This is a genomic window from Streptomyces smyrnaeus, from assembly GCF_017676345.1.
Lineage (GTDB): Bacteria > Actinomycetota > Actinomycetes > Streptomycetales > Streptomycetaceae > Streptomyces > Streptomyces smyrnaeus.
In genome coordinates, this window is sequence record NZ_JAFFZM010000015.1 from 133,040 (window position 1) to 153,831 (window position 20,792).

Annotated in this window: 24 protein-coding genes and 1 pseudogene; 14 read left to right on the forward strand and 11 right to left on the reverse strand. The window is 70.2% G+C overall.

Annotation, left to right across the window (positions count from 1 at the left end; all coding sequences use genetic code 11):
• Window positions 1-17: 17 nt before the first annotated feature.
• The 4 genes from JW613_RS23755 to JW613_RS23770 all read left to right on the forward strand — a co-directional run bounded on the left by JW613_RS23755 (window position 18) and on the right by JW613_RS23770 (window position 2,961).
• Window positions 18-704, forward strand: coding sequence for a response regulator (locus JW613_RS23755; protein WP_099884836.1), 687 nt, complete (start codon window positions 18-20; stop codon window positions 702-704).
• A gap of 83 nt (window positions 705-787) precedes the next feature.
• Window positions 788-1,192, forward strand: a complete 405-nt coding sequence (locus tag JW613_RS23760; protein WP_209212984.1) for an OB-fold nucleic acid binding domain-containing protein — start codon at window positions 788-790, stop codon at window positions 1,190-1,192.
• A 3-nt stretch (window positions 1,193-1,195) separates the two neighbouring features.
• On the forward strand, window positions 1,196-1,942 hold the full coding sequence (locus JW613_RS23765; protein WP_185018308.1) for a DUF3159 domain-containing protein: 747 nt from the start codon (window positions 1,196-1,198) through the stop codon (window positions 1,940-1,942).
• Between the two features lie 23 nt (window positions 1,943-1,965).
• Window positions 1,966-2,961 carry a DUF3048 domain-containing protein gene (locus tag JW613_RS23770; protein WP_209212985.1) on the forward strand — a complete coding sequence of 332 codons (996 nt, stop codon included), beginning with the start codon at window positions 1,966-1,968 and terminating at the stop codon, window positions 2,959-2,961.
• An 82-nt stretch (window positions 2,962-3,043) separates the two neighbouring features.
• Here the strand turns inward: JW613_RS23770 and JW613_RS23775 are convergent, their stop codons facing one another.
• Entirely contained in the window at window positions 3,044-3,706 is a 663-nt protein-coding gene (locus tag JW613_RS23775; protein WP_099884839.1) for a potassium channel family protein, read from the reverse strand.
• 169 nt (window positions 3,707-3,875) lie between these two features.
• The gene (locus tag JW613_RS23780) at window positions 3,876-4,535 is read right to left on the reverse strand and encodes a potassium channel family protein (RefSeq protein ID WP_099884840.1); all 660 of its coding nucleotides are present in this window, start codon (window positions 4,533-4,535) and stop codon (window positions 3,876-3,878) included.
• Between the two features lie 69 nt (window positions 4,536-4,604).
• Here JW613_RS23780 and JW613_RS23785 point away from each other — a divergent pair, with 69 nt between their 5' ends.
• From JW613_RS23785 to JW613_RS23800, 4 genes and pseudogenes are all read left to right on the forward strand, one after another.
• Window positions 4,605-6,749, forward strand: a complete 2,145-nt coding sequence (locus tag JW613_RS23785; RefSeq protein ID WP_307866012.1) for an APC family permease — start codon at window positions 4,605-4,607, stop codon at window positions 6,747-6,749.
• Window positions 6,750-6,977: 228 nt separating this feature from the next.
• Window positions 6,978-8,345 carry a class I SAM-dependent RNA methyltransferase gene (locus JW613_RS23790; RefSeq protein WP_209212986.1) on the forward strand — a complete coding sequence of 456 codons (1,368 nt, stop codon included), beginning with the start codon at window positions 6,978-6,980 and terminating at the stop codon, window positions 8,343-8,345.
• A 176-nt stretch (window positions 8,346-8,521) separates the two neighbouring features.
• Window positions 8,522-9,421: pseudogene (locus JW613_RS23795) on the forward strand (MerR family transcriptional regulator); the annotation flags it as partial.
• A 71-nt stretch (window positions 9,422-9,492) separates the two neighbouring features.
• On the forward strand, window positions 9,493-10,062 hold the full coding sequence (locus JW613_RS23800; RefSeq protein ID WP_209212987.1) for a GNAT family N-acetyltransferase: 570 nt from the start codon (window positions 9,493-9,495) through the stop codon (window positions 10,060-10,062).
• A gap of 150 nt (window positions 10,063-10,212) precedes the next feature.
• On the opposite strand, the gene JW613_RS23805 is transcribed toward JW613_RS23800, so the two are convergent.
• The 3 genes from JW613_RS23805 to JW613_RS23815 form a co-directional block, all read right to left on the reverse strand.
• Complete coding sequence (locus JW613_RS23805) at window positions 10,213-10,575, reverse strand: SH3 domain-containing protein (protein WP_209212988.1); 363 nt, start codon at window positions 10,573-10,575, stop codon at window positions 10,213-10,215.
• A gap of 222 nt (window positions 10,576-10,797) precedes the next feature.
• Entirely contained in the window at window positions 10,798-11,424 is a 627-nt protein-coding gene (locus JW613_RS23810) for a maleylpyruvate isomerase N-terminal domain-containing protein (protein WP_307866013.1), read from the reverse strand.
• Window positions 11,421-12,305 carry an NAD(P)-dependent oxidoreductase gene (locus JW613_RS23815; RefSeq protein ID WP_209212989.1) on the reverse strand — a complete coding sequence of 295 codons (885 nt, stop codon included), beginning with the start codon at window positions 12,303-12,305 and terminating at the stop codon, window positions 11,421-11,423. Before JW613_RS23815 ends, JW613_RS23810 begins: the two co-directional genes overlap by 4 nt.
• A 177-nt stretch (window positions 12,306-12,482) precedes the next feature.
• Between JW613_RS23815 and JW613_RS23820 the strand changes: the two genes are divergently transcribed.
• From JW613_RS23820 to JW613_RS23830, 3 genes are all read left to right on the forward strand, one after another.
• Window positions 12,483-13,484, forward strand: coding sequence for a GlxA family transcriptional regulator (locus tag JW613_RS23820; RefSeq protein WP_443742844.1), 1,002 nt, complete (start codon window positions 12,483-12,485; stop codon window positions 13,482-13,484).
• A gap of 454 nt (window positions 13,485-13,938) precedes the next feature.
• Complete coding sequence (locus JW613_RS23825) at window positions 13,939-14,439, forward strand: DUF2975 domain-containing protein (protein ID WP_209212991.1); 501 nt, start codon at window positions 13,939-13,941, stop codon at window positions 14,437-14,439.
• The gene (locus tag JW613_RS23830; RefSeq protein WP_209212992.1) at window positions 14,439-14,690 is read left to right on the forward strand and encodes a helix-turn-helix domain-containing protein; all 252 of its coding nucleotides are present in this window, start codon (window positions 14,439-14,441) and stop codon (window positions 14,688-14,690) included. Before JW613_RS23825 ends, JW613_RS23830 begins: the two co-directional genes overlap by 1 nt.
• Window positions 14,691-14,794: 104 nt before the next feature.
• Here the strand turns inward: JW613_RS23830 and JW613_RS23835 are convergent, their stop codons facing one another.
• Window positions 14,795-15,430: a TetR/AcrR family transcriptional regulator gene (locus JW613_RS23835; protein ID WP_209212993.1), complete on the reverse strand. Its 636-nt coding sequence runs from the start codon at window positions 15,428-15,430 to the stop codon at window positions 14,795-14,797.
• 61 nt (window positions 15,431-15,491) lie between these two features.
• Between JW613_RS23835 and JW613_RS23840 the strand changes: the two genes are divergently transcribed.
• Both JW613_RS23840 and JW613_RS23845 read left to right on the forward strand, forming a co-directional pair.
• Window positions 15,492-16,328 (forward strand): class I SAM-dependent methyltransferase, encoded by an 837-nt coding sequence (locus JW613_RS23840; protein WP_307866014.1) that lies wholly within the window; start codon window positions 15,492-15,494, stop codon window positions 16,326-16,328.
• Between the two features lie 160 nt (window positions 16,329-16,488).
• Window positions 16,489-16,929, forward strand: coding sequence for a nuclear transport factor 2 family protein (locus tag JW613_RS23845; RefSeq protein WP_209212994.1), 441 nt, complete (start codon window positions 16,489-16,491; stop codon window positions 16,927-16,929).
• Between the two features lie 195 nt (window positions 16,930-17,124).
• Here the strand turns inward: JW613_RS23845 and JW613_RS35975 are convergent, their stop codons facing one another.
• The 3 genes from JW613_RS35975 to JW613_RS23855 form a co-directional block, all read right to left on the reverse strand.
• On the reverse strand, window positions 17,125-17,256 hold the full coding sequence (locus JW613_RS35975) for a GAP family protein (protein WP_245226180.1): 132 nt from the start codon (window positions 17,254-17,256) through the stop codon (window positions 17,125-17,127).
• A gap of 110 nt (window positions 17,257-17,366) precedes the next feature.
• Window positions 17,367-17,696 (reverse strand): TetR family transcriptional regulator C-terminal domain-containing protein, encoded by a 330-nt coding sequence (locus tag JW613_RS23850; protein ID WP_245226206.1) that lies wholly within the window; start codon window positions 17,694-17,696, stop codon window positions 17,367-17,369.
• Between the two features lie 88 nt (window positions 17,697-17,784).
• Window positions 17,785-18,132: a VOC family protein gene (locus JW613_RS23855; RefSeq protein ID WP_209212995.1), complete on the reverse strand. Its 348-nt coding sequence runs from the start codon at window positions 18,130-18,132 to the stop codon at window positions 17,785-17,787.
• 423 nt (window positions 18,133-18,555) lie between these two features.
• Between JW613_RS23855 and JW613_RS23860 the strand changes: the two genes are divergently transcribed.
• Complete coding sequence (locus JW613_RS23860) at window positions 18,556-18,960, forward strand: hypothetical protein (RefSeq protein ID WP_209212996.1); 405 nt, start codon at window positions 18,556-18,558, stop codon at window positions 18,958-18,960.
• A 9-nt stretch (window positions 18,961-18,969) separates the two neighbouring features.
• Here the strand turns inward: JW613_RS23860 and JW613_RS23865 are convergent, their stop codons facing one another.
• Window positions 18,970-20,235 (reverse strand): MFS transporter, encoded by a 1,266-nt coding sequence (locus JW613_RS23865; RefSeq protein ID WP_209212997.1) that lies wholly within the window; start codon window positions 20,233-20,235, stop codon window positions 18,970-18,972.
• Window positions 20,232-20,579 (reverse strand): ArsR/SmtB family transcription factor, encoded by a 348-nt coding sequence (locus JW613_RS23870; protein WP_209212998.1) that lies wholly within the window; start codon window positions 20,577-20,579, stop codon window positions 20,232-20,234. The genes JW613_RS23865 and JW613_RS23870 overlap by 4 nt, the downstream gene beginning before the upstream one ends.
• Window positions 20,580-20,792 lie beyond the last annotated feature (213 nt).

The following is a 20,792-nucleotide window of genomic DNA, read 5'->3' on the forward strand; positions in this document are numbered from 1 at the left end:
ATCGAGAGGAAACAAGCATGCACCGGGTGCTCGTGGTCGACGACGAACCGCAGATCGTCCGCGCCCTCGTGATCAATCTCAAGGCACGCAAGTACGAGGTGGACGCAGCGCACGACGGCGCCACCGCGCTGCGCATGGCCGCCGACCGGCACCCCGACGCCATCGTCCTGGACCTGGGCCTGCCCGACATGGACGGGGTCGACGTCATCCGCGGCATCCGCGGCTGGACCCGGGTCCCGATCCTGGTGCTCTCGGCCCGGCAGACCTCGGACGAGAAGGTGGAGGCGCTGGACGCGGGCGCTGACGACTACGTCACCAAGCCGTTCGGCATGGACGAACTGCTGGCCCGGCTGCGTGCCGCCGTACGCCGCGCCGAGCCCCCGGCGGGCGTCCCGGACGGCGCCGGCGTCATCGAGACCGACACCTTCACCGTGGACCTGGCGGCCAAGAAGGTGCACCGGAACGGCGGGGACGTACGGCTCACCCCCACCGAGTGGCACCTGCTGGAGGTGCTGGTGCGCAACCCCGGCCGACTGGTGAGCCAGAAGCAGCTGCTGAAGGAGGTCTGGGGCCCCTCGTACGGCACCGAGACCAACTATCTGCGCGTCTACATGGCCCAGCTCCGCCGCAAGCTGGAGTCCGACCCCTCCCACCCCCGGCACTTCGTGACGGAGGCGGGGATGGGGTACCGCTTCGAGAAGTGACCTGGTTCCGGTCCGTCGACGAGTGCGGACCGGGTGCGACCGGCAGGGGAGACGGGCCGCGGTCCGGCGGTACCCTGGCGGTTATGACTGGCACCACCCGAGAGCAGCGGGGCACGGGAAGCGGGCGGTTCCGACGGTTCCTGGAACGGCTCTCCTCCTCCGAGGAGGACCTGCGGTCGGCCGAGCTGCGTGAGGAGGCCGAGGACACCGGCTGTGCCCGCATCTCCGAGTGCACCGACCGCGAGATGGTGCGGGTAACCGGTACGCTGCGCACCGTGACTCTGCGGCCACGCGCGGGAGTGCCCACCCTGGAGGCCGAACTGTTCGACGGCTCGGCCTCGCTGGACATCGTCTGGCTGGGCCGCCGCTCCATCGCGGGGATCGAGCCGGGCCGCAAGCTGATCGCCTGGGGGCGGATCACCGCCAATCGCGGCCGCCCCGTGATGTTCAATCCCAAATACGAGCTGCGACCCCTCGGACAGGAGTAGCGGGTGACCTCTCCCGACAAGCGGACCGAAGCGGAGGAGCCGGACGGGCAGCCGACCGGTGAGACCGGATCGCACGCCGTGACCGAAGCGGCACTGTTCGAGGCGTTCGGCGGTGTACGCGGCCTGGTCGAGACGACTGTGCCCGGCCTGGTGTTCATCGGGATGTACACGGTGAACAAGGACATCCACGCCGCCGCCATCACCGCACTGGTGATCTCCGGCGCGATGGTCGTCGTCCGGCTGCTGCGCAAGGACACCATCAAGCACGCGTTCAGCGGGATCTTCGGCGTCGGCTTCGGCGTGCTCTTCGCGATGATGACCGGCAACGCCAAGGACTTCTACCTGCCGGGCATGCTCTACACGCTCGGCCTGGCGCTCGCGTACATCGTCACCTCGCTGGCAGGCGTCCCCCTCCTGGGACTGGTGCTCGGACCGGTGTTCAAGGAGAACCTGTCCTGGCGCAAGCGCAATCCGGGCCGTAAGAAGGCCTACACCAAGGCCAGTTACGCGTGGGGCTTCATCCTGCTCGGCAAGTCCGCCGTGCTCTTTCCGCTCTACTTCTGGGGCGACACCACGCAGTTCGGCTGGGTGACCGTCATTCTCAAGATCCCGCCGTTCCTGCTGGCGGTCTACCTCACCTGGATCTTCCTGGCCAAGGCACCGCCGCCGATCAACGTCATCGCGGAGATGGAGGCCGAGGAGGAAGCGGCCAAGGCCGAGAAGGCCGCGGCGAAGGCCGCCAATTCCTGAGAGCCGAACGAGGCGGGGCGGCGATGGAGAAGCCCGCACGAACCGGACGGTCCGCCCCCGGAGCGGCCGACCGCAGGACGCTGCTGCGCACCGCGCTGGCGGCGGCCACCACCGTCGGCACCGGCGGCGCCCTCGCGGCATGCGGCCCGGGCGGTGACCAGCAGCAGGACGCATCCCCCTTCACCGGCGAGCGGCGCCGGGGTGAGCACGTACTGGCCGTGAAGGTCGACAACGTGGCACCGGCTCGCCCGCAGACCGGGCTGGAGCACGCCGACATCGTCTACATCGAACAGGTCGAGGCGGGCCTCAGCCGCATACTGGCCGTCTTCGCCTCCCACCTCCCCACCACCGTCGGGCCGGTCCGCAGCGCCCGCGAGTCCGACATCGAACTGCTGCGCCAGTTCGGCGAGCCCGCACTGGCCTTCTCCGGCGTCCAGTCCGCGCTCATGCCGACCCTGGAAGCCACCTCGCTGCACCTGCTGCCGCCCGGTGAGCTGACCGACGGCTACACCCGGGACCCCGCCCGTCGCGCCCCGCACAACCTCTACCTCAAGGCCCGCCGCGCCGAACGCGCGGCCCCCGACGCCTCGGCGCCCCGGGACATCGGCTTCCGCTTCGGTGCGGCACCCGGCGGCGGACACCGGACGGAGCGGGAGACCGTGCGCTACCCCGCGGCACGCCTCACCTTCACCTGGTCCCCGGACCGGCGCGGCTGGCCGGTGGCCATGGACGGCGCCCCGGCACGCTCCCGCAGCGCCGGACGGCTCGCGCCCGCCACCGTCGTGATCCAGTACGTGACCGTGCGCCGGTCCCGTTTCCACGACAGCTCCGGCAGTGTGACCCCGTACACCGAGACCGTCGGCTCCGGCGACGCGCTGGTGCTGCGGGACGGCAAGGCCTACGACGCCCACTGGTCGCGCACCTCGGCGAACGGCGGCACCACCTTCAGCGACCGCGAGGGGCGCCGACTGCCCTTCGCGCGCGGCCAGGTGTGGGTCGTGCTCGTGAAGAAGGACTGACGGCGCCGGCCCGAAGCGCAGGCGCAGCCGACTGTGGGCGCCGAGCCGGCTAGGGTGCCGAGCCAGCTGTGGCGCCCGTCGGTCACCCGCGGGTCGAGAGAAGCTCCTCCAGCTGTTCCTCCCGTGCGGGCGCGGCGACGAAGAGCAGCTCGTCGCCGGCCTCCAGGGCGTCGTCCGGGTCCGGTGTCAGCACCCGGGAACCGCGGATGATCGTCACCAACGAGGTGTCCTCCGGCCAGCTCACATCGCCCACGCGGGTGCCCGCCAGGGTGGACTCCGGCGGCAGCGTCAGCTCGACCAGGTTCGCTTCGCCCTGCGAGAAGCGCAGCAGCCGCACCAGATCACCGACGCTGACGGCCTCCTCCACCAGCGCCGACATCAGACGCGGCGTCGAGACGGCGACATCCACGCCCCACGACTCGTTGAACAGCCACTCGTTCTTCGGGTTGTTGACCCGGGCCACGACCCGCGGCACCCCGTACTCCGTCTTGGCCAACAGGGAGACAACCAGATTGACCTTGTCGTCCCCCGTCGCCGCGATCACCACATGGCAGCGCTCCAGCGCCGCCTCGTCGAGCGAGGTGATCTCACACGCGTCGGCCAGCAGCCACTCCGCCTGCGGCACCCGCTCGACCGAGATGGCCGTCGGTGCCTTGTCGATGAGCAGCACCTCGTGCCCGTTCTCCAGCAGTTCGCCCGCGATGGAGCGACCCACGGCGCCCGCCCCGGCAATCGCCACCCTCATGCTGCGTCCTTCTCATTCGCTTCTCCGCCCACGCGGCCAGGTGCGGGTTCGGTGGTCAGGTGTTGCTCGGTGGCCGCGTGTGCGTCGCTCACGGCGTCCTTCTCGTTCGCTTCTCCGCCCACGCGGCCGGGCGTCTGTTCGCCTGCGTGGCTGGGCGCGCTTTCCGTGGTCACGACTCCGGCCCCACAGCGAAAACTTCCTCCACCCGCGCGACCTCGTCGCAGCGCATCATCACATGCACCAGGTCGCCTTCCTGCAGCACCGTCTGGGACGTGGGCAGTATGGCCTCGCCCAGCCGGGTGAGGAAGGCGATGCGCACGCCCGCCTCCTCCTGGAGCTTGCTGACGCGCTCGCCGACCCACGCTGCCGAGGTGTGCACCTCGGCGAGTTGTACGGCGCCGCTCGGGTCCCGCCACAGCGGCTCGGAGCCGGACGGCAGCAGCCTGCGCAGCATCTGGTCCGCGGTCCAGCGCACGGTCGCCACCGTGGGGATGCCGAGCCGCTGGTAGACCTCCGCGCGCCGCGGGTCGTAGATACGCGCGGCCACATGCTTTGTGCCGAACATCTCACGTGCCACCCGGGCCGCGATGATGTTCGAGTTGTCACCGCTGCTGACCGCGGCGAACGCCCCCGCCTCCTCTATGCCGGCCTCGCGCAAGGTGTCCTGGTCGAAGCCGATGCCTGTGACCCGGCGGCCGCCGAAGCCCGAGCCAAGGCGCCGGAATGCGGTGGGGTCCCGGTCGATGACCGCGACCGTATGGCCCTGTCGCTCCAGGGTCTGCGCGAGTTCCGCTCCTACTCGTCCGCAGCCCATGATCACAATGTGCAACGCCCGTCCCTTCGTCCCGTACAGCGGGCCGTCTCAGCATCGCACGACTGACCGCATACGATCCTCTGCGTGTCCAGGATGACCGACGTACCGAAACGACTTCTCCTGGGGAGGGCTCTACGCAGCGACAGGCTCGCCGAGACGCTCCTTCCCAAGCGTCTCGCCCTCCCCGTCTTCGCCTCGGACCCGCTGTCCTCGGTCGCGTACGCGCCGGGCGAGGTACTGCTGGTCCTCTCGGTCGCGGGGGTCTCCGCCTACAGCTTCAGCCCGTGGATCGCCGTCGCGGTCGTCGTACTGATGTTCACCGTGGTGGCCTCCTACCGGCAGAACGTCCGGGCCTACCCGAGCGGCGGCGGCGACTACGAGGTCGCGACCACCAACCTCGGCCGCAGGGCGGGGCTCACCGTCGCCAGCGCACTGCTGGTCGACTACGTACTGACGGTGGCCGTCTCGATCTCCTCCGGCGTGGAGAACCTCGGCTCGGCCATCCCCTTCGTCGTCGAGCACAAGACGTTCTGCGCGGTCGCGGTGATCGTGCTGCTGACGCTGATGAACCTGCGGGGCGTGCGTGAGTCCGGCAAGCTGTTCGCCGTGCCGACCTACTGCTTCGTCGTCGGCGTCTTCGGACTGATCGTCTGGGGTCTGGTGCGCGGGGTCGTCCTGGGCGACGAGATGCGCGCCCCCACCGCGGACTACGAGATCCACACCGAGCAGTCCGGCATCGCGGGCTTCGCGCTGGCCTTCCTGCTGCTGCGCGCCTTCTCCTCCGGCTGTGCGGCGCTGACCGGCGTCGAGGCGATCAGCAATGGCGTGCCCGCCTTCCGCAAGCCCAAGTCGAGGAACGCTGCCAACACGCTGGCGATGATGGGCGTGCTGGCGGTCACCATGTTCTGCGGCATCATCGCGCTCGCGCTCACCACCCATGTGCGAATGGCCGAGAACCCGGCCACGGACCTGCTGATCGACGGCCACCCGGCGGGCGCCGACTACACCCAGAACCCGGTCATCTCGCAGGTGGCGGCCGCGGTGTTCGGTGACGGGACGTTCCCGTTCGTCTACCTGGCGGCGGCCACCGCGCTGGTGCTGTTCCTGGCGGCCAACACCGCCTACAACGGCTTCCCGCTGCTCGGCTCGATCCTGGCGCAGGACCGCTATCTGCCGCGCCAGCTGCACACCCGCGGCGACCGGCTCGCCTTCTCCAACGGCATCGTGCTGCTGGCCGGAGCAGCGGCGATACTCGTGGTGGTCTACGGAGCCGACTCCACCCGTCTGATCCAGCTCTACATCGTGGGCGTGTTCGTCTCCTTCACGCTCAGCCAGACGGGCATGGTCCGGCACTGGAACCGGCTGCTGACCACCGAGACCGACCGGGCGCGCCGCCGTCACATGTACCGCTCGCGTGCCATCAACACCTTCGGAGCCTTCTTCACCGGGCTGGTGCTCGTGGTGGTGCTGGTGACGAAGTTCACCCACGGTGCCTGGGTCTCCCTGGTGGGCATGGCCCTCTTCTACGCCGTCATGACCGGCATCCGCCGGCACTACGACGGAGTCGCCGAGGAACTGGCGGCCGAGGACCCGGGCGAGGCGAAGCTGCGCCCCTCACGGGTGCACTCGTTCGTACTCGTATCCAAGATCCACAAGCCGACCCTGCGCGCCCTGCGCTACGCCAAGCTGATGCGGAGCGACACCCTCGAGGCCGTCACCGTCAACATGGACCAGGACGAGACGGAACAGCTGCGCCGGGAGTGGGACGAGAGCGGCATCGACATCCCGCTCACCATCCTCGACTCGCCCTACCGGGAGATCTCCCGACCGGTCATCGACTATGTGAAGCGCCTTCGCCAGGAGCAGCCCCGCGACGTGGTGAGCGTCTTCATCCCGGAGTACGTGGTCGGCCACTGGTACGAGCACCTGCTGCACAACCAGAGCGCGCTACGGCTCAAGGGCCGGCTGCTGTTCACCCCCGGCGTCATGGTGACCTCGGTCCCCTACCAGCTGGAGTCCTCCGAGCTGGCGAAGAAGCGCGCCAGGCGGCGCGAACAGTGGAACGCCCCCGGCTCCGTACGCCGCGGCCCCGTCATCCAGCCCCGCAAGTCCGAGAAGGACGGCAAGAGCGGCAAGCAGGCCAAGGGCGGCAAGCAGGCCAAGGGCGGCAAGGGCCCCGGCGACGGACCGGGCCCGGCGGGAAGCGTGACCCGGCAGCGCGGAAAGTAGAGCGGACGGACGGCGCCGGGAGCGCCCCATGGGGGTGCGCGCGCCGCCCGGGCCTTGCCGGGGGCGGGACCGGTGACGCCGGGGATCGGACCGCACGGGTAAGTGGATCAGCCCGTGCGGGAAGTGGATCAGCCCGCACGGGAAGTAGACTCGGCGGTTGCGGCCATGTCGCGCTCGGCCCACCTCGGCCCAGTCCCAGCATCCCCCTCTTCTTGGAGTCACCCTCTGATGCCCGAAGCCAGTGCGTCCGCCCATGCGTCCGCCGGCGCGTCCGAAGAGCTCGCTCCCTCCCTGGTGGGGGAGGAGCACGAGGTCGAGGTCGGTCCGGTGGCCCACGGCGGTCACTGCGTCGCCCGCACCGAGAGCGGCCAGGTGCTCTTCGTACGGCACACGCTGCCCGGCGAGCGGGTCGTCGCGCGGGTGACCGAGGGCCGGGCCGACTCCCGGTTCCTGCGCGCCGACGCGGTGCGGGTGCTGGAGCCCGCCAAGGACCGCATCGAAGCGCCGTGCCCCTTCTCCGGCCCCGGACGCTGCGGCGGCTGCGACTGGCAGCACGTCAAGCCCGGAGCGCAGCGCCGCCTCAAGGCCGAGGTGCTCACCGAGCAGCTGCAGCGGCTCGCCGGGATGACGCCTGAGGACGTCTCCTGGGACGGCACCGTCGAGCCCGCGCCCGGCGACAAGGTCGCCCCCGGCGAGGTCCCCGCCTGGCGTACCCGCGTCCACTACACCATCGACGCCGAGGGCCACGCCGGACTGCTCAAGCACCGCTCGCACGAGGTCCAGCGCATCGACCACTGCCTGATCGCCGCACCCGGCGTCGACGAGCTGGGCATCGAGGACCGCGAGTGGCCGCAAATCGCCGCCGTCGACGCCATCGCGGCCACCGGCTCCGCCGACCGGCAGGTCGTCCTCACTCCCCGCCCGGGCGGACGCCTCCCCATCGTGGAGCTGAACCGGGAGGTCTCCGTTCTCCGGATCGGTGAGAAGGACCGCGCCGTCCACCGTGTACACGGCCGCGACTTCGTCCGCGAACGCGCCGACGACCGTACCTGGCGCGTCGGCGAGGGCGGCTTCTGGCAGGTCCACCCCCGTGCCGCCGAGGTACTGGTGGACGCCGTGATGCGCGGACTGACCCCGCGCAAGGGCGAGATGGCGCTCGATCTGTACTGCGGCGTCGGGCTGTTCGCCGGCGCGCTCGCCGACCGCCTCGGCGAGAAGGGCGCGGTGCTCGGCATCGAGGCGGGCAAGCGCGCGGTAGCGGACGCACGCAAGAACCTCCAGGACTTCCCGCGCGTCCGTATCGAGCACGGCAAGGTCGAGAAGGTGCTGCCGCGCACCGGCATCACCGAGGCCGACCTGGTCGTCCTCGACCCACCCCGCGCCGGCGCCGGCAAGCGCATCGTCGAGCAGATCACCGACTTGGGCCCCCGCCGCATCGCCTACGTCGCCTGCGACCCCGCCGCCCTCGCCCGTGACCTCTCCTACTTCGCCTCCGCCGGCTACCGCCCCCGCTTCCTCCGCGCCTTCGACCTCTTCCCGATGACCCACCACATGGAGTGCGTGGCGATCCTGGAGCCGACGGAGAAGCGCTCCTGACCTGCGGTTTCGTCGGTGTGCGTTACTACGCTGTGGGCGTCACGGACTGATTCCCGACGCTGGTATGACGCTTCGAGGGGTGTCGTGACGCCCGCTCGACGCTCGTCCTGGCGGCGGGCCAGGTCGCTGTCGCTGCTGCTCAGGCCCAGCCGGGGTCCGCGTGTTGCAGCCGTGGTCGACGGACCGGTCTCACGGTCAAGACCATTCGGTTCTACTCCGATCGTGGAATCGTGGCGCCGACGGACCGCAGCCCGGCCGGCTATCGCCTGTACGACATCGACGCCGCCGCACGACTGGACCTCGTGCGCACCCTGCGCGAGCTGGGGCTGGACCTCCCCACGATCCGCAGGGTCGTGGACCGTGAGCTCGCGCTTCCCGAGGTCGCCGCGGCGCACGCCGAAGCACTGGCAGTGCAGATCCGCGTCCTGCGCCTGCGGCGCGCGGTACTGACGGCGGTGGCCGAGCGCGGGTCCACACCCGAGGAGACGGAACGCATGCACCGGCTGGCTCGGCTTTCCGAGGACGAACGCCGACGGCTGACCGGCGAATTCCTCGACGCCGTCTTCGGCGGTCTTGACGCCGCCCCCGCGTTCGCGGGGGTCATGCGCTCGATGACCCCCGAGTTGCCCGACAACCCGGAGCCGGAGCAGGTCCGGGCGTGGGTGGAACTGGCGGAGTTGTCGCTGGACCCGGATTTCCGCGCCCTCCTGCGGCGGCTGGCCGAGCAACAGGCAGCCGAGCAGGCCACAAGCGGGACGACGGGCCCGCGCCGCGACATTGCCGCAGCCGTCCATGACCAGTCGGTCCCTGCCCTGACCGCCGGCATCGACCCGGACTCGCCCTGGGCCGATCCGATCGTCGAGGCGTTCACGGCGCACTACGCGCATCTCCTCGGCCGCCCCGACGACACCGAGCTTCGCCGCCGACTGGCGACTCGGCTGGAGAGCGTGAGCGACCCCCGCAGGGAGCGGTACCTCCAACTGCTCGCCGTGGTCAACGGCTGGCCGGCCCCGGAGAGTCTGGCTCCGGTGCTCGACTGGTCCGTCGAGGCTCTGCGCGTCCGGACACGGCAATGACGGGGCCGCAAGGCGGCACGGGCCACATGCGGTCGGCGCCGGACGAGAACTCCGACGCATACGCTCGGTCGATGAGTTCCGCTGTCGTACTTCAGACGGCCGCTACGCCGGCCTCTCCCGCTCTCGTTCTTCGTCCCTGGCGCATGGCGGACGCTGCTGCGTTGGTCGAGGCGAGCGGGGATCCCGCAACCCGCCAGTGGGCGAGCTCTGTCGTGGACGACGAAGCTGACGGAGCCCGGTGGGTGCAGGCCCAGCAGCGCGACTGGGCGACGGGCGAGCGGTTCGGCTTCGCCGTCCTTGAGGCTCGACCCGGCCCGGTGTGCGAGCAGTTGGTGGGCAGCGTGGTCCTCAAGGAGGTCGCCTCGGGCAAACCGGCCGCCGAGGTGGGCTACTGGACCGCGGCGCACGCGCGCGGCCGGGGAGTGGCCCCCCGCGCTCTGGAAGCACTCACCAACTGGGCCTTCGACACCTTCGGAGCCGACGGGCTGGAGCGCCTCGAACTCCTGCACCAGGTGGACAACCTGGCATCGTGCAGGGTTGCGCAGAAGAGCCGCTACGGCTTCGACACCATCCTGCCCGCGGCGCCGCCCTCCTTCCCCCGCGATGGCCATCTGCACATACGCAGGCGCACGAGCGACTGAGACCCCTGCGTCTTCCACGGACCGGCGTCTTCCACCCATCGGCTGAGGCCGCTCGCCTCAGCGAGCGCCACAGCGAGCATCACCCGGCCCCCGGCCCCGCCCGTCCCCTTTCAGGGGCGGACGGGCAGGGATGGCGTTACCTCGGCAGCGCTACTGCGCGCGTTCCGCGGACTCCTGCGACAGGGTCTTCAGCGGCACCCAGCCCTCGCGGCCGTCACCGTTGCGGCACCACAGCCAGCCGCTCTGCAAATCCTCCGCCAGGACGTGGAGGACATCGCCCTTCGCGGTGGGGAGCTCCGTCGTGTCGTAGGGCTCCTCGACCCGCACCTTTCCGGACGGTCCGGAAAGGTGCCGTGCCGGGACCCAGCCGGAGCCGTGGGGTGCGGTCACGAACACGAACTCGGGCCACTCGCCGTCGCGCTCACCTGCTTCGACGAGTTCTCCGACAGTGAGACGAACAGGTGGGCGCTCCGGGATTTCATGTGGAGTTACGGCAACGATCTGTCTGCTCATGGGGCGACAGTGGCATCAGCCGTCTCACCCTGCAAGGTTCATTCGGAAGCCCTCCCGCCTTGCGGACGGCGTGCCGTTCGTGCCGCCTTGCCGCCTCCGGCGCGGCGACGGCGTCGTGTCGGCGCGACGCGCAGAGCGGGCAGTGGGCCGTCGTGGTCCGCGAGGAGCAGGACGGTGGGCGGCGGGGGCCTGGCCGGTCCCGGACAGTGCCTGGGCCAGGGTTCAGCGCACGGTGCCGTCCCACTGCCAGGACGTTCGGTGGGGCAGGCCCGGCAGCTCGGTGCGGCCCGTGCACCACAGCAGGGTGTCCGACGCGGCATGACCGACGGGCGCGTCGGGGAAGAGACGGTCCAGAATCACCGCGCTCACCTCGTTCGACGGACGCAGCTCCAGGCCCAGGCCGCGGCCGATGTCGAAGGTGTGGACGGTCAGTTCGGCGAGGCCCATGGCGGCGAAGCCAGATGCGTCGGAGTGGCCCCAAGGGTGCCAGGCCCGCACTGTGGCGGGGGCCTCGCGGACCGCCGAGCGCAGCACGACCGTGGCGATGTGCAGGCCCTCCAGGCAGTGGGCCACGGGGGCTTGGGCGTCGAGCGAGGCGAACAGGGTGATGTAGCGGTCGGTGGGTCGGGCGATGAGCAGGCCCGCGTAGCCGATCAGGCCGAGCGCGAGGTGATCGAGGGCCGCGCGGCAGCTCCACTCCAGGCCCCCCGCCGGGACGGTCCAGTCCCGCTCTGCCGCTTCCTTCAGCCCGGACAGACACTCCTGTCCGGTGGCGGCGAGCAGTTCGTCCCATGGGGGTTGGGGTTGTACCGGGGCAGGAGACTCGGGCCCGGTTGCCTGGCTGATCACTTGGTGCTCTCCGGCTTCTTCAGTACCTCGATGACACTCGCGTAGCTGTCGGAGCCGTGGCCCGCCGCGCGAGCGCGCACCATGGTGGCCTTCAGGAGCTGTGGCAGTGAGTTGTCGACTCCGCGGGCCGCAGCGGCGTGGATGAGGTGGTCGATGGTCGCGATCTGGATGTCGACGGTGGCGTCGTCGCCCGGGTAGTGGCCGGCGTCCACCTGGGGGGCGTAGGTGGTCATGAAGCCGGCCACGGCGGTGAGCCAGCGCAGTGCGACGCGGGTGAAGGCCGTGGCGTCCGTTCCCTGTGCCGTGACCACGGAGGTGCCGTGCAGCCAGCCGGTGAAGGTCGACCACATCAGACCGAGCAGGGCGACGTCGTACAACGAGGCCAGGCCCGGGTCGGTGCCCAGGTGGACGGGGTCGCCGAGGGCGGCGAGTACGGGGCGGTGGGCCTCCAGGAGGGCGGCCTCTCCGCTGTAGAGGAACATCATCTCGGGATTGCCGACGCCGGGCGGGGTGGTCATGACCGCACCGTCGAGGTAGGCGGCGCCGTGCCGTTCGGCCCACGCGGTGGCCTCCTGGGCCTGCTCCGGGGAGCCCGAGGTGAGGTTGACCAGGGTCTTGCCCTCCAGAGCGGCGGCGGCCGGGTCGAGGACGCCGTACATGACGTCGTAGTCCAGGACGCAGACGATGGTCAGCCCGCTCGCCGCGACGGCCTCGGCGGGGTCGGCCGCGAGCGTGGCGCCCTTGGCCAGGAGTGCGTCGGCCCTGCCCGGGGAGCGGTTCCAGACGGTGGTCGGGTGACCCTGGTCCAGGAGCGCGGCGGCCAGTGCCGAGCCCATCGAGCCCAGTCCGACAACGGTCACTGCCTCGCGTACGCGGTTCATGTGCTTTCTCCCTGTGAGCCGGATCCGCCTGGTGGTTCCGCATGGCGGTGGTTGATCACGTAGGCACCACATTCGCAGCGGGCGACAGGCCGGAACAGTGACAGGAGTGACCACCTTCACCAAATTCCTGCCAGGCCGGCGGCGTACGCTGCCGGCATGAGCGCTGGTTCCGTCGCCCTGGTCGTGCCCGAGGACATCAGGATCCCTTCGTGGGATCTGTACGAGGTGAGCATCCCGTGCACGGTCTTCGGCAAGCCGCAGCCCGATCTGGCCGAACCCTGGTACGACCTGCGGATGTGCGGGGACGGCACCTCGGTGGAAGGCCGACAGGGCGACGAGCCGGCCGGGTCCGGGCTCCAGCTGCGCAGTCGCTACGGGCTGGCGGACCTGGCGGGCGCGGACACCGTCATCGTGACGTCGGTGCCCGACGCCTGTGTCGAGGACGGCGCGCCCGTGCCCGGGGAGTTGGTCGACGCCCTGCGGCACGCCTACGACGGAGGCTCCCGCATGGTCTCGCTGTGCACCGGCGCCTTCGCGCTCGCCGCGGCGGGGCTGCTGGACGGGCGGCGCGCCACCGCTCACTGGATGCACACCGCACAACTGGCGGAACGGCATCCGAAGGTGCGGGTGGACGACTCGGTGCTGTACGTGGACGACGGCGATGTGCTCACCAGCGCCGGACTGACCGCCGGACTTGACCTGTGCCTGCACCTGGTCCGTCGCGACCTGGGCGCACATGTCGCCAACCAACTGGCCCGCCGGATGGTGGTTCCCGCGCACCGGCCGGGCGGGCAGGCGCAGTTCATCGACCACTCCGTGCCCGCGACGGACCCCCGCGGTCTGGGACCCGTACTGGCCTGGGCCCTGGAAAACCTGCACCGGCCGCTGACCGTGGAGGACCTGGCCCGGCGCGCCGCACTGAGCCCGCGCACCTTCTACCGGCGGTTGCGCGAGGCGACCGGGGTGACGCCGCTGCAGTGGCTGCTCAACCAGCGCATCGGCCAGGCGCAGGGCCTGCTGGAGTCCACCTCGCTGCCGCTGGAGAAAGTCGCCGAACGCAGCGGACTGGGCACGGCCAACAACCTGCGCCACCACTTCCTCAAGCAGGTCGGCGTCTCACCGACGGACTACCGGCGGACCTTTCCCGCCGCGGGCGGCGAGCGCCCGCACGGGACCTAGACAAGGGCCGCCAGGCCACCGTGCAAAACCGTGCGCCTGCCGCGCTGGAGCCGGAGCCCCGTCGCACAGGCGTGGGGGCCCGTTGGGCGGGGTGGGTTCGGCGCTGCTGCCGGGGGGGCAGCCGGGACCCGGCTGACCCCCGGATACCCCCTGGCGGGCTGGTGCCTGCAGGTCGCTCGGCGGCGGAACCACCAGGCACAGAACCCGGCCAGGACCAGGGCGAGGCCGAGGTGCAGCCCCGTCTCGGCCCGTTGAAGGGCCCAGAAGTCGCCGACGGGCCGGTATGTCACCTGCTGCTTGTGGCCCACGGCGCCGCGCCGAAGCGGTGCCCAGGTGCCGGCATGCCCACGGCGCTGCGGGGAGGGGTTCGACGCGTCGTGGAACCATCTCACCCGTCAATGTCGCCTATCGAAATACGATAGGTTACTATCGTTCTTCGATAGAGGGAGAGGCTATGGGAAAGCTGACAGTGTTCGCGCTGCGCGCCGTGATCGTGGCGTTGCTCGCCGGCTCCGTGTTCGTACAGGCGGTGATGGTGCCGCTGCTGGCCCGCGATCTGGGGGGATCGGGCGAGGGCGTCGCGGACCTGCCCCGCGTTCCGATCCTGCTGATCGTTGTCCTGGGGTTCGTGTGTGCCGAGCTCGTCCTGGTCTGCGTATGGCGGCTGGTGACGATGGTTCGACGCCGAACGGTGTTCTCCTACTCCGCCTTCCGGTACGTGGACCTGGTGACCGGAGCCTTCGCGGGAGCCGCACTCCTCCTGTGGGCGCTCGGTGCCGTCCTCGCGCCGGGCGAGGCCGTAGCGCCGGGTATCGTCCTCCTGATCGGCGGGGCCGGCCTGGCGGTGCTCGGGGTCGCGCTCATCGTCCTCGTGCTGCGGATGCTGCTCGCCCAGGCCGTCGCGCGCGACATCGAGGCGTCGCAAATGCAGGCAGAGTTGGACGAGGTGATCTGATGCCGATCGCCGTCGACATCGACGTGATGCTGGCCAAGCGGAAGATGACCGTGGGTGAACTCGCCGAACGTGTCGGGATCACCCCGGCAAATCTGGCCGTCCTCAAGAACGGCCGCGCCAAGGCCGTGCGCTTCTCGACGCTCGCCGCGCTCTGCGAAGTGCTCGACTGCCAGCCGGGAGACCTGCTGCGCTGGGAGGCCGCAGACGGGTCGGGCAGCGTGTCCGTCCGGGATGCACAGGTCGCCGACTAGGCTCTTCTCCTCGATCATGCTCTTCGATCACGACCGAAGCCCCCGCCGGTGCGTCGGCGCCGCCGGCCAACTGTGGACCATGTCGCCCTCAGGGGCCGAGTTGGTCAGCGCCCGTTGTCGGTCAACAGTTGAGAGCCGAGGGTGTCGTACGCCCATTGCTCCCACTTGGCCGGTGGCCACCCGCGGTCTCGGGTGAGGACCAGGAAGAGCTCTGGGCTGAGGATGGCGTAGAGGATGTCCGCCGCTTCGCCTACGGGGATGGCGGGGCGGGCGCCTGGCTTCTCGGTCAGGGACTTCGCCGCGGTGGAGATCACTGTGTACCGCGGGTCTGCCTGATCCGGCCACAACTCTCGGATCTCCGGGTTGGTCGCCGCCGCGGCGCGGACCATCTCGTTGATGGCCGCGACGCGTTCGAGTGTCCCGCGGGTGCCGGTGACCAGTGCGGCCAGTGCGGACTCGGCGGTGGGTGCGGTCGTGACCTCCGTGAACCAGGGTCGATCCATCGTCGGCACGGGTTCGTCGTCGCCCGCGATCGCGACATCGACAAGTTCCTTGAGCAGTGAGGGCTTGTTCCGAAAGACGAAGTAGATCGTCTGCACCGCCACCCCTGCCCGGTCGGCGATCTCCTGCAGTTTCGTCGCCCCGTAGCCCTGCTCGACGAAGAGTGCGCCGGCCGCCTCGATGATCCGTCGCCGTGTCTCCTGAGCTTTGCCGCCCTGCTTCCCCTTGCCCTTACCCATGTCTGGAGTCTATATCTAGAGTTAAGCTCTAGAGGTTGACTCTAGTCATGGGAGGCAAGCCGTGCACACGTTCGCCAATCGTCAGCAGGCAGAGGCATGGAACGACTGGGAGGGCGTCCTCTGGGCCGAACAACCCGAGCGTTACAACGGGATGATGGGTGCCTTCAACGCACCTCTCTTCGCCGCTGCGGACGTCACAGCCCAGGACCGGGTCCTCGACGTCGGCTGCGGCACCGGCCAGACGACGCGCCTCGCAGCGCAACGGGCGTACGAAGGAAACGTCCTGGGTGTCGATCTGTCCGCGCCGATGCTGGAACGCGCCCGCCGTGACGCAGCCGCGGAAGGTCTCGACAACGTCACCTTCGAGCAGGGCGACGCACAGGTGCACCCGTTCCCCGACCGCGGGTTCGATGTCCTCATCAGCCGCGGCGGTGTCATGTTCTTCGCCGACCACATCGCAGCCTTCACCCATCTCAGGCATGCGCTGGTGCCAGCCGGCCGACTCGCGTTCCTCGGCCCTCAGCCCGCGGGCCCGGACAGCGCCTACGCCCGCGCAACCGCCGCACTCTCGCCGTTCCTGCGCGAGGCATCCCCCGCCTCCAGGGGCATGGGATCGCTTCTCGACCCAGCCCGCATCCGCCACGTGCTCGCCGCCGGCGGGTTCACCGACATCGAGGTGGCTCCGGTCGAGGCGCCCATGACCTTCGGCGCCGACGCTGAGGAGGCCGCCGACTTCCTCTTCTCCATGGGCCCGACGCGCTACAACCTGCGCAATGTCGACCCGGCAACCATCGCCCGTGTCCGTGCCGAAGTGCACGACGCGCTGACGGAGTTCGAGACTGCCGACGGTGTCTGCATCCCCGGGGCGGTCTGGATCGTCACAGCGAGGCGTGCGTGATCCGTTCGAGCGAGCGACACATCGTTCCAGGCGCGTATCGGAAGCGGATCATGGCGGACCGCTTGCCTTACCTCAGTGGTAATCGCCTCGACGTGCCCCCGCAGGCAGGATCGGTGATCTCTCCGCGTCGAAGGACGCGGACCAGGACGGAAGGTCAGTCATGTCCATAGCCGCATCTACCGACATGCGCACTGTGGTCGAGGAGTTGCTGCGCAGAATCGGCGAGGGCGATCCCGAGCGCATCGCCGAGCTGTATGCCGACCAGAGCGATTGGAAGCTCGACTGGCCGGAGGCCGAACACGGCCGTACTGCCACGCCGTGGATCCGTCACCGGTCCACCCGGGCCGACGCGGCCGCCCACTATCGCGAGCTTGCCGAGTACCACGTGCCGGAATTGGTGGCGACCGAGGTCGAGCGCATCCTTGTCGACGGAAGCGACGCGGTCGTGCTCGGCGAGATCCGTCAGACCGCCCGGCCCACCGGGCGTGCCTATCAGGCGCGGTTCGCTCTGCATCTCACCGTCGAAGACGGCCTTGTCACCCGGCACCATGTGTACGAGGACAGCCTCGCCGTCGCCCAGGCGTTCGAGGCGGAGAAGTGAAGGGCCACGGGGGCGACGAGTAGCCATGCCCTCAGCACGCGACCTGTGACCGTTGTAGGTGGCTCCTGCCGTGCGCGGCAGCAGTCGCACCGCCCACTCCTGGGTCTTCCAGGGAGTTCCGGGAGTTGGAGTGACGGAGACCGTGGAGTCTGACGCGGATTCGGGCGGGCTGGGCGAGAAGGGCGACCACGGCGTTCAGGGCCGTTCCGATGCCGATCCCCCGACGGTCCAGCCGAGCGCCTTGGCGCTGTTGCGGGTGAACCAGTCGTTGATCCGCTGCAGCACCGGCTCGGCGCGGTCGTGCGCGGCGATCCGGACGGCGCGCACTCACCCCGGGGTGAGCAACAGCCAGATCGGATTCAGCAGGGTGCCGAAGCTTGTGCTGCTCAGCAGCCCAGCCCAGCCCAGCCCTGCCAGTGCCAGCGCCAGTGTCGCGCTCATCGGTCGAACGGCCGGTCGACGTAAGCGTTCATAGCGGCGCTGATGCGGGACGCGTCGAACCCGTCCCCGGTCGCCGCGTGGTGCAGGCACCGTCCGTCCACGAACGCGACCAGAGCCGCCGCCTCCGCCTCGGTGCCGACATCCGCGGCGAGTTCGCGGGCCCGTTGCGCGCCGCACAATGCCTCCTCGACGCCCAGCAGGAACCGCACGGTAGCGTCGCGGTGACTCGCAGCCATGTCGGCGTCGGTGAGCGACGCCTGCACAAAGCCGAGCCAGACCCGGAGCTCGGCGCGGCGCTCGGCCGTCAGCGGCAGGGACGTCTCCATCAGCCGCACGACGAACCCGCGGATCGGCGGCTCGACCGGGATGGCGGCGGCAGAGCCACTTCGACTCTGACCGCCCGCCACATGCGCGTCAGGCCACCGGGTTCTCCATCAGGGTGACCAGGTTGCCGTCGGGATCCTGCAGCTGGGCGAAGCGGGTGCGTTCGCCGCCGGTCTGCACCGGCCCTGCGTTCTGGCCGCGCTCCGCGAGCTCGGCCAAGGCCCGGTCCAGCTCCGGCACCTCCAGGTTGAGCAGGGTGGAACCAGCACGCTGCGGATCCTGGAAGACCTGGAGCCAGCCGCCCGGGGTGAGGTGCCAGTCGGCCAGCGACGGCATCGGCCGCGTGTCCGCCGGGCGGCCCAGCAGCCGTTCGTACCAGGCGACCGCCGCCTCCACGTCCCTCACGGGCGCGACCATCAGAACTCGGGCGACATCCATGGAGATCACCTGCTCCCTGCTCGATCCGGTGCGTCTTCCTCTACAGACAGCGAGCGAGTACGGAACTCATCGCAGCACGCTTTCAAATCCCGCCTCGAAACACCCGCCACCACCCCGCGCACGCTCAGGTTCATGACGGGAGGCTGAGCAGCGGAGGCTGATTCCCGAGCTGCCCACGATCTGCGGCTCTTGGCGGCCCACGGCTCCCTGGTGACCCACGGCTCCCGGGCGGCATCGGGCGGCGTGAACGTGAACCGCCGCCGTGGCACGGGGATGTGGACGCCCTGGCGGCTGTGGCGGTGGGGGCAAGCCCGTTCCGCAAGATCGGCGGCGGTCGTGGGCGGACGCTGGTAGTAGTCGGCCATGGCTGGAGAACTGTGGACCCCCGTGATTTCGATAGTTGCTGTGGCCGTGGGAGGTGCGTTGACGTTTCTGACGCAACGTACGACACAGCGGGCGGCCGACCGGGCCGAGGAGCAAAGACGGGCTGCGGCGCTGGCAGAGGAGCGTCGCGCTGAGCAGATCAGGACGGTGCTGGAGTTCATCCGGTTCTCGCTGGAGGCCGAGGGCGTGGCTCATGCGCGGCCGCCCCAGTGGGAGGTCGGTGATGAGTGGTACCGGACAGCCAGGCCGGCGATGGACGGCCTTCGAATAGCCGAGAACGGCGTCTTGCTGTTGTGCTCCTCCCTTCTCCATGCACCGACGACCGCCTATGCCCGCGCCCTCAATCAAGCGGTCTGGCAGGCGCACGACGGGAGCAGCCTGGCTGAGCGCCTGGAACCGTACAAGGCGGAGTTTCTCGCTGTCGCGCGCCGCAGTATGACCTGACGCCGCGGGTCACAACCGTTCGTCGCCGCGGCTACCAGCACGGTCCGCTTCGTGGTGCACGGCCGACTCCTCGCAACGCGTGGCCACGGCCCGGGGTCTGTTGCGGCGGCTGTTGCCCCCGATGGTGACGGCGCTTACGGAACGAGGCGTCAGCCGGGTGATCAGGACGGCGAGTACAAGCCCGCCCGCGGTGGCGAGTGCGGCCCATCCCGGCAGTGCGTCCGCGGTGACGCCCCCGGCGAGCAGGGCGCTGCCCCCGGCCGATCCCGCGGCGGATCCGAGGTACATCGCGGCCATCTGGAAGGCGACGATGGGCATGGCCTGCTCCGTACGGTCCCGGGTGAGCGCCTGTTGCAGGACCGGCACGCTGATCCAGCCGCTCGCCCCCCACGCCGCGGTGGCGACCAGCCATGCCACGGGAGTGTCGACAAGCTGGATGACGAGGAAGGAGGTGAGGAGGAATGCCGGGACGACGGGCATCAGCCGTCGGGGTCCCAGAGCGTCGAGGGGTTTGCCGATCAGGCCCGAGCCGAGTACGCCTCCGATGCCCCAGGCCCAGACGAGTGCGAAGCCCCAGCCGTTCAGGCCGCGTTCGTCCGCCATCGGCAGCAGGTAGGTGTACAGACCGAGGCTGGCCATCCCGAGGACGAAGGACAGCGTGACGCCGAAGGCGACGCGCGGGCTCCTGAGAACGGCGCCGTGGCCGGAGCGGCGGGAGGCGGGGAGCTGCGGCAGCGTGCCGGAGCGCAGGGCGAGGGCGAGCATGCTCAGTACGCCGATGAGCACGACGAAGCCCATCGTCCCCCGCCACCCCATGTGCTGGCTGATCAGCATGCCGAGCGGTACCCCGGCGACGGTCCCGGTGGAGAGGCCGAAGGTCACCAGGGCCATGGCGCGTCCGCGTTCGTGGTCCGCCACGAGCGCCCCGGCCGTCGCCGTGGCGACCGCGGTGAGTACACCGGCCCCTGCGCCCGCTACGACGCGGGAGGTCAGGAAGACGCCGAACGTCGGTGCCAGCGCGGTGGCGAGGTTGCCGAGGTTGAACGTACCCAGCGCGACCAGCAGTGCCGTACGGGTCGATCTGCCCACCAGGACGCGGGAGAGGGAGGGGCCCGCGGCAGCGTAGGCGGCGGTGAACGCGGTGACGCCGAGTCCGATCGCTCCGGCTGTCGTGGCCAGGGAGTCGGCCATGTCCGGCAGGACGCCGGCAAGTACGTAGGCGTCGATACCCAGGGAGACCGCGGCGACGACCAGCGGCCAGATCTTCCGGATCACGCGGCACCGCCGGCGGCCCCGGTCGTGCCCTCGTCCTCGTACCCGGCCAGCACGGTCCTCAGCAGGCCGGGGAACCGGGCATCGAGGTCCTCGGTGCGTAGCCGGATCAGGCACTTACGTCCTTCGGCGCGGACGAAGACGACGCCGGATTCGCGCAGCAGGCTGGTGTGGTGGGTCAGTGTGGAGCGCGGCAGGTCGGGGCCGAGCTCCAGGCTGTCGACCTCCCCGCGCTCGCTGAGGATCCGCACCATCGTCAGGCGCAGGGGCTCACTGAGCGCGAACAGGACGCGCGGGAGCGCGATTTCTTCGACATCAGGGTGGTGGTAGGTGCGGATCGCCGCCATTGCATCGCCAATCGTTCGGGAATTCTCGAACGAATATAGTGCGAGAATTGTCGAACGATCAACCCTGCAGCAGCAACCGTTCGCCGTGGTGCGTGGGGGTGCGTTGGGGGGCTGGTGGTGCCTGGAAGGTGCCTGGTGGCACCGGGCGCTGCTGATGGCCGTTCCCGTGACCAGCAGTTACGGGACGTTCGGTCGGGAACCGGAACAGCGACG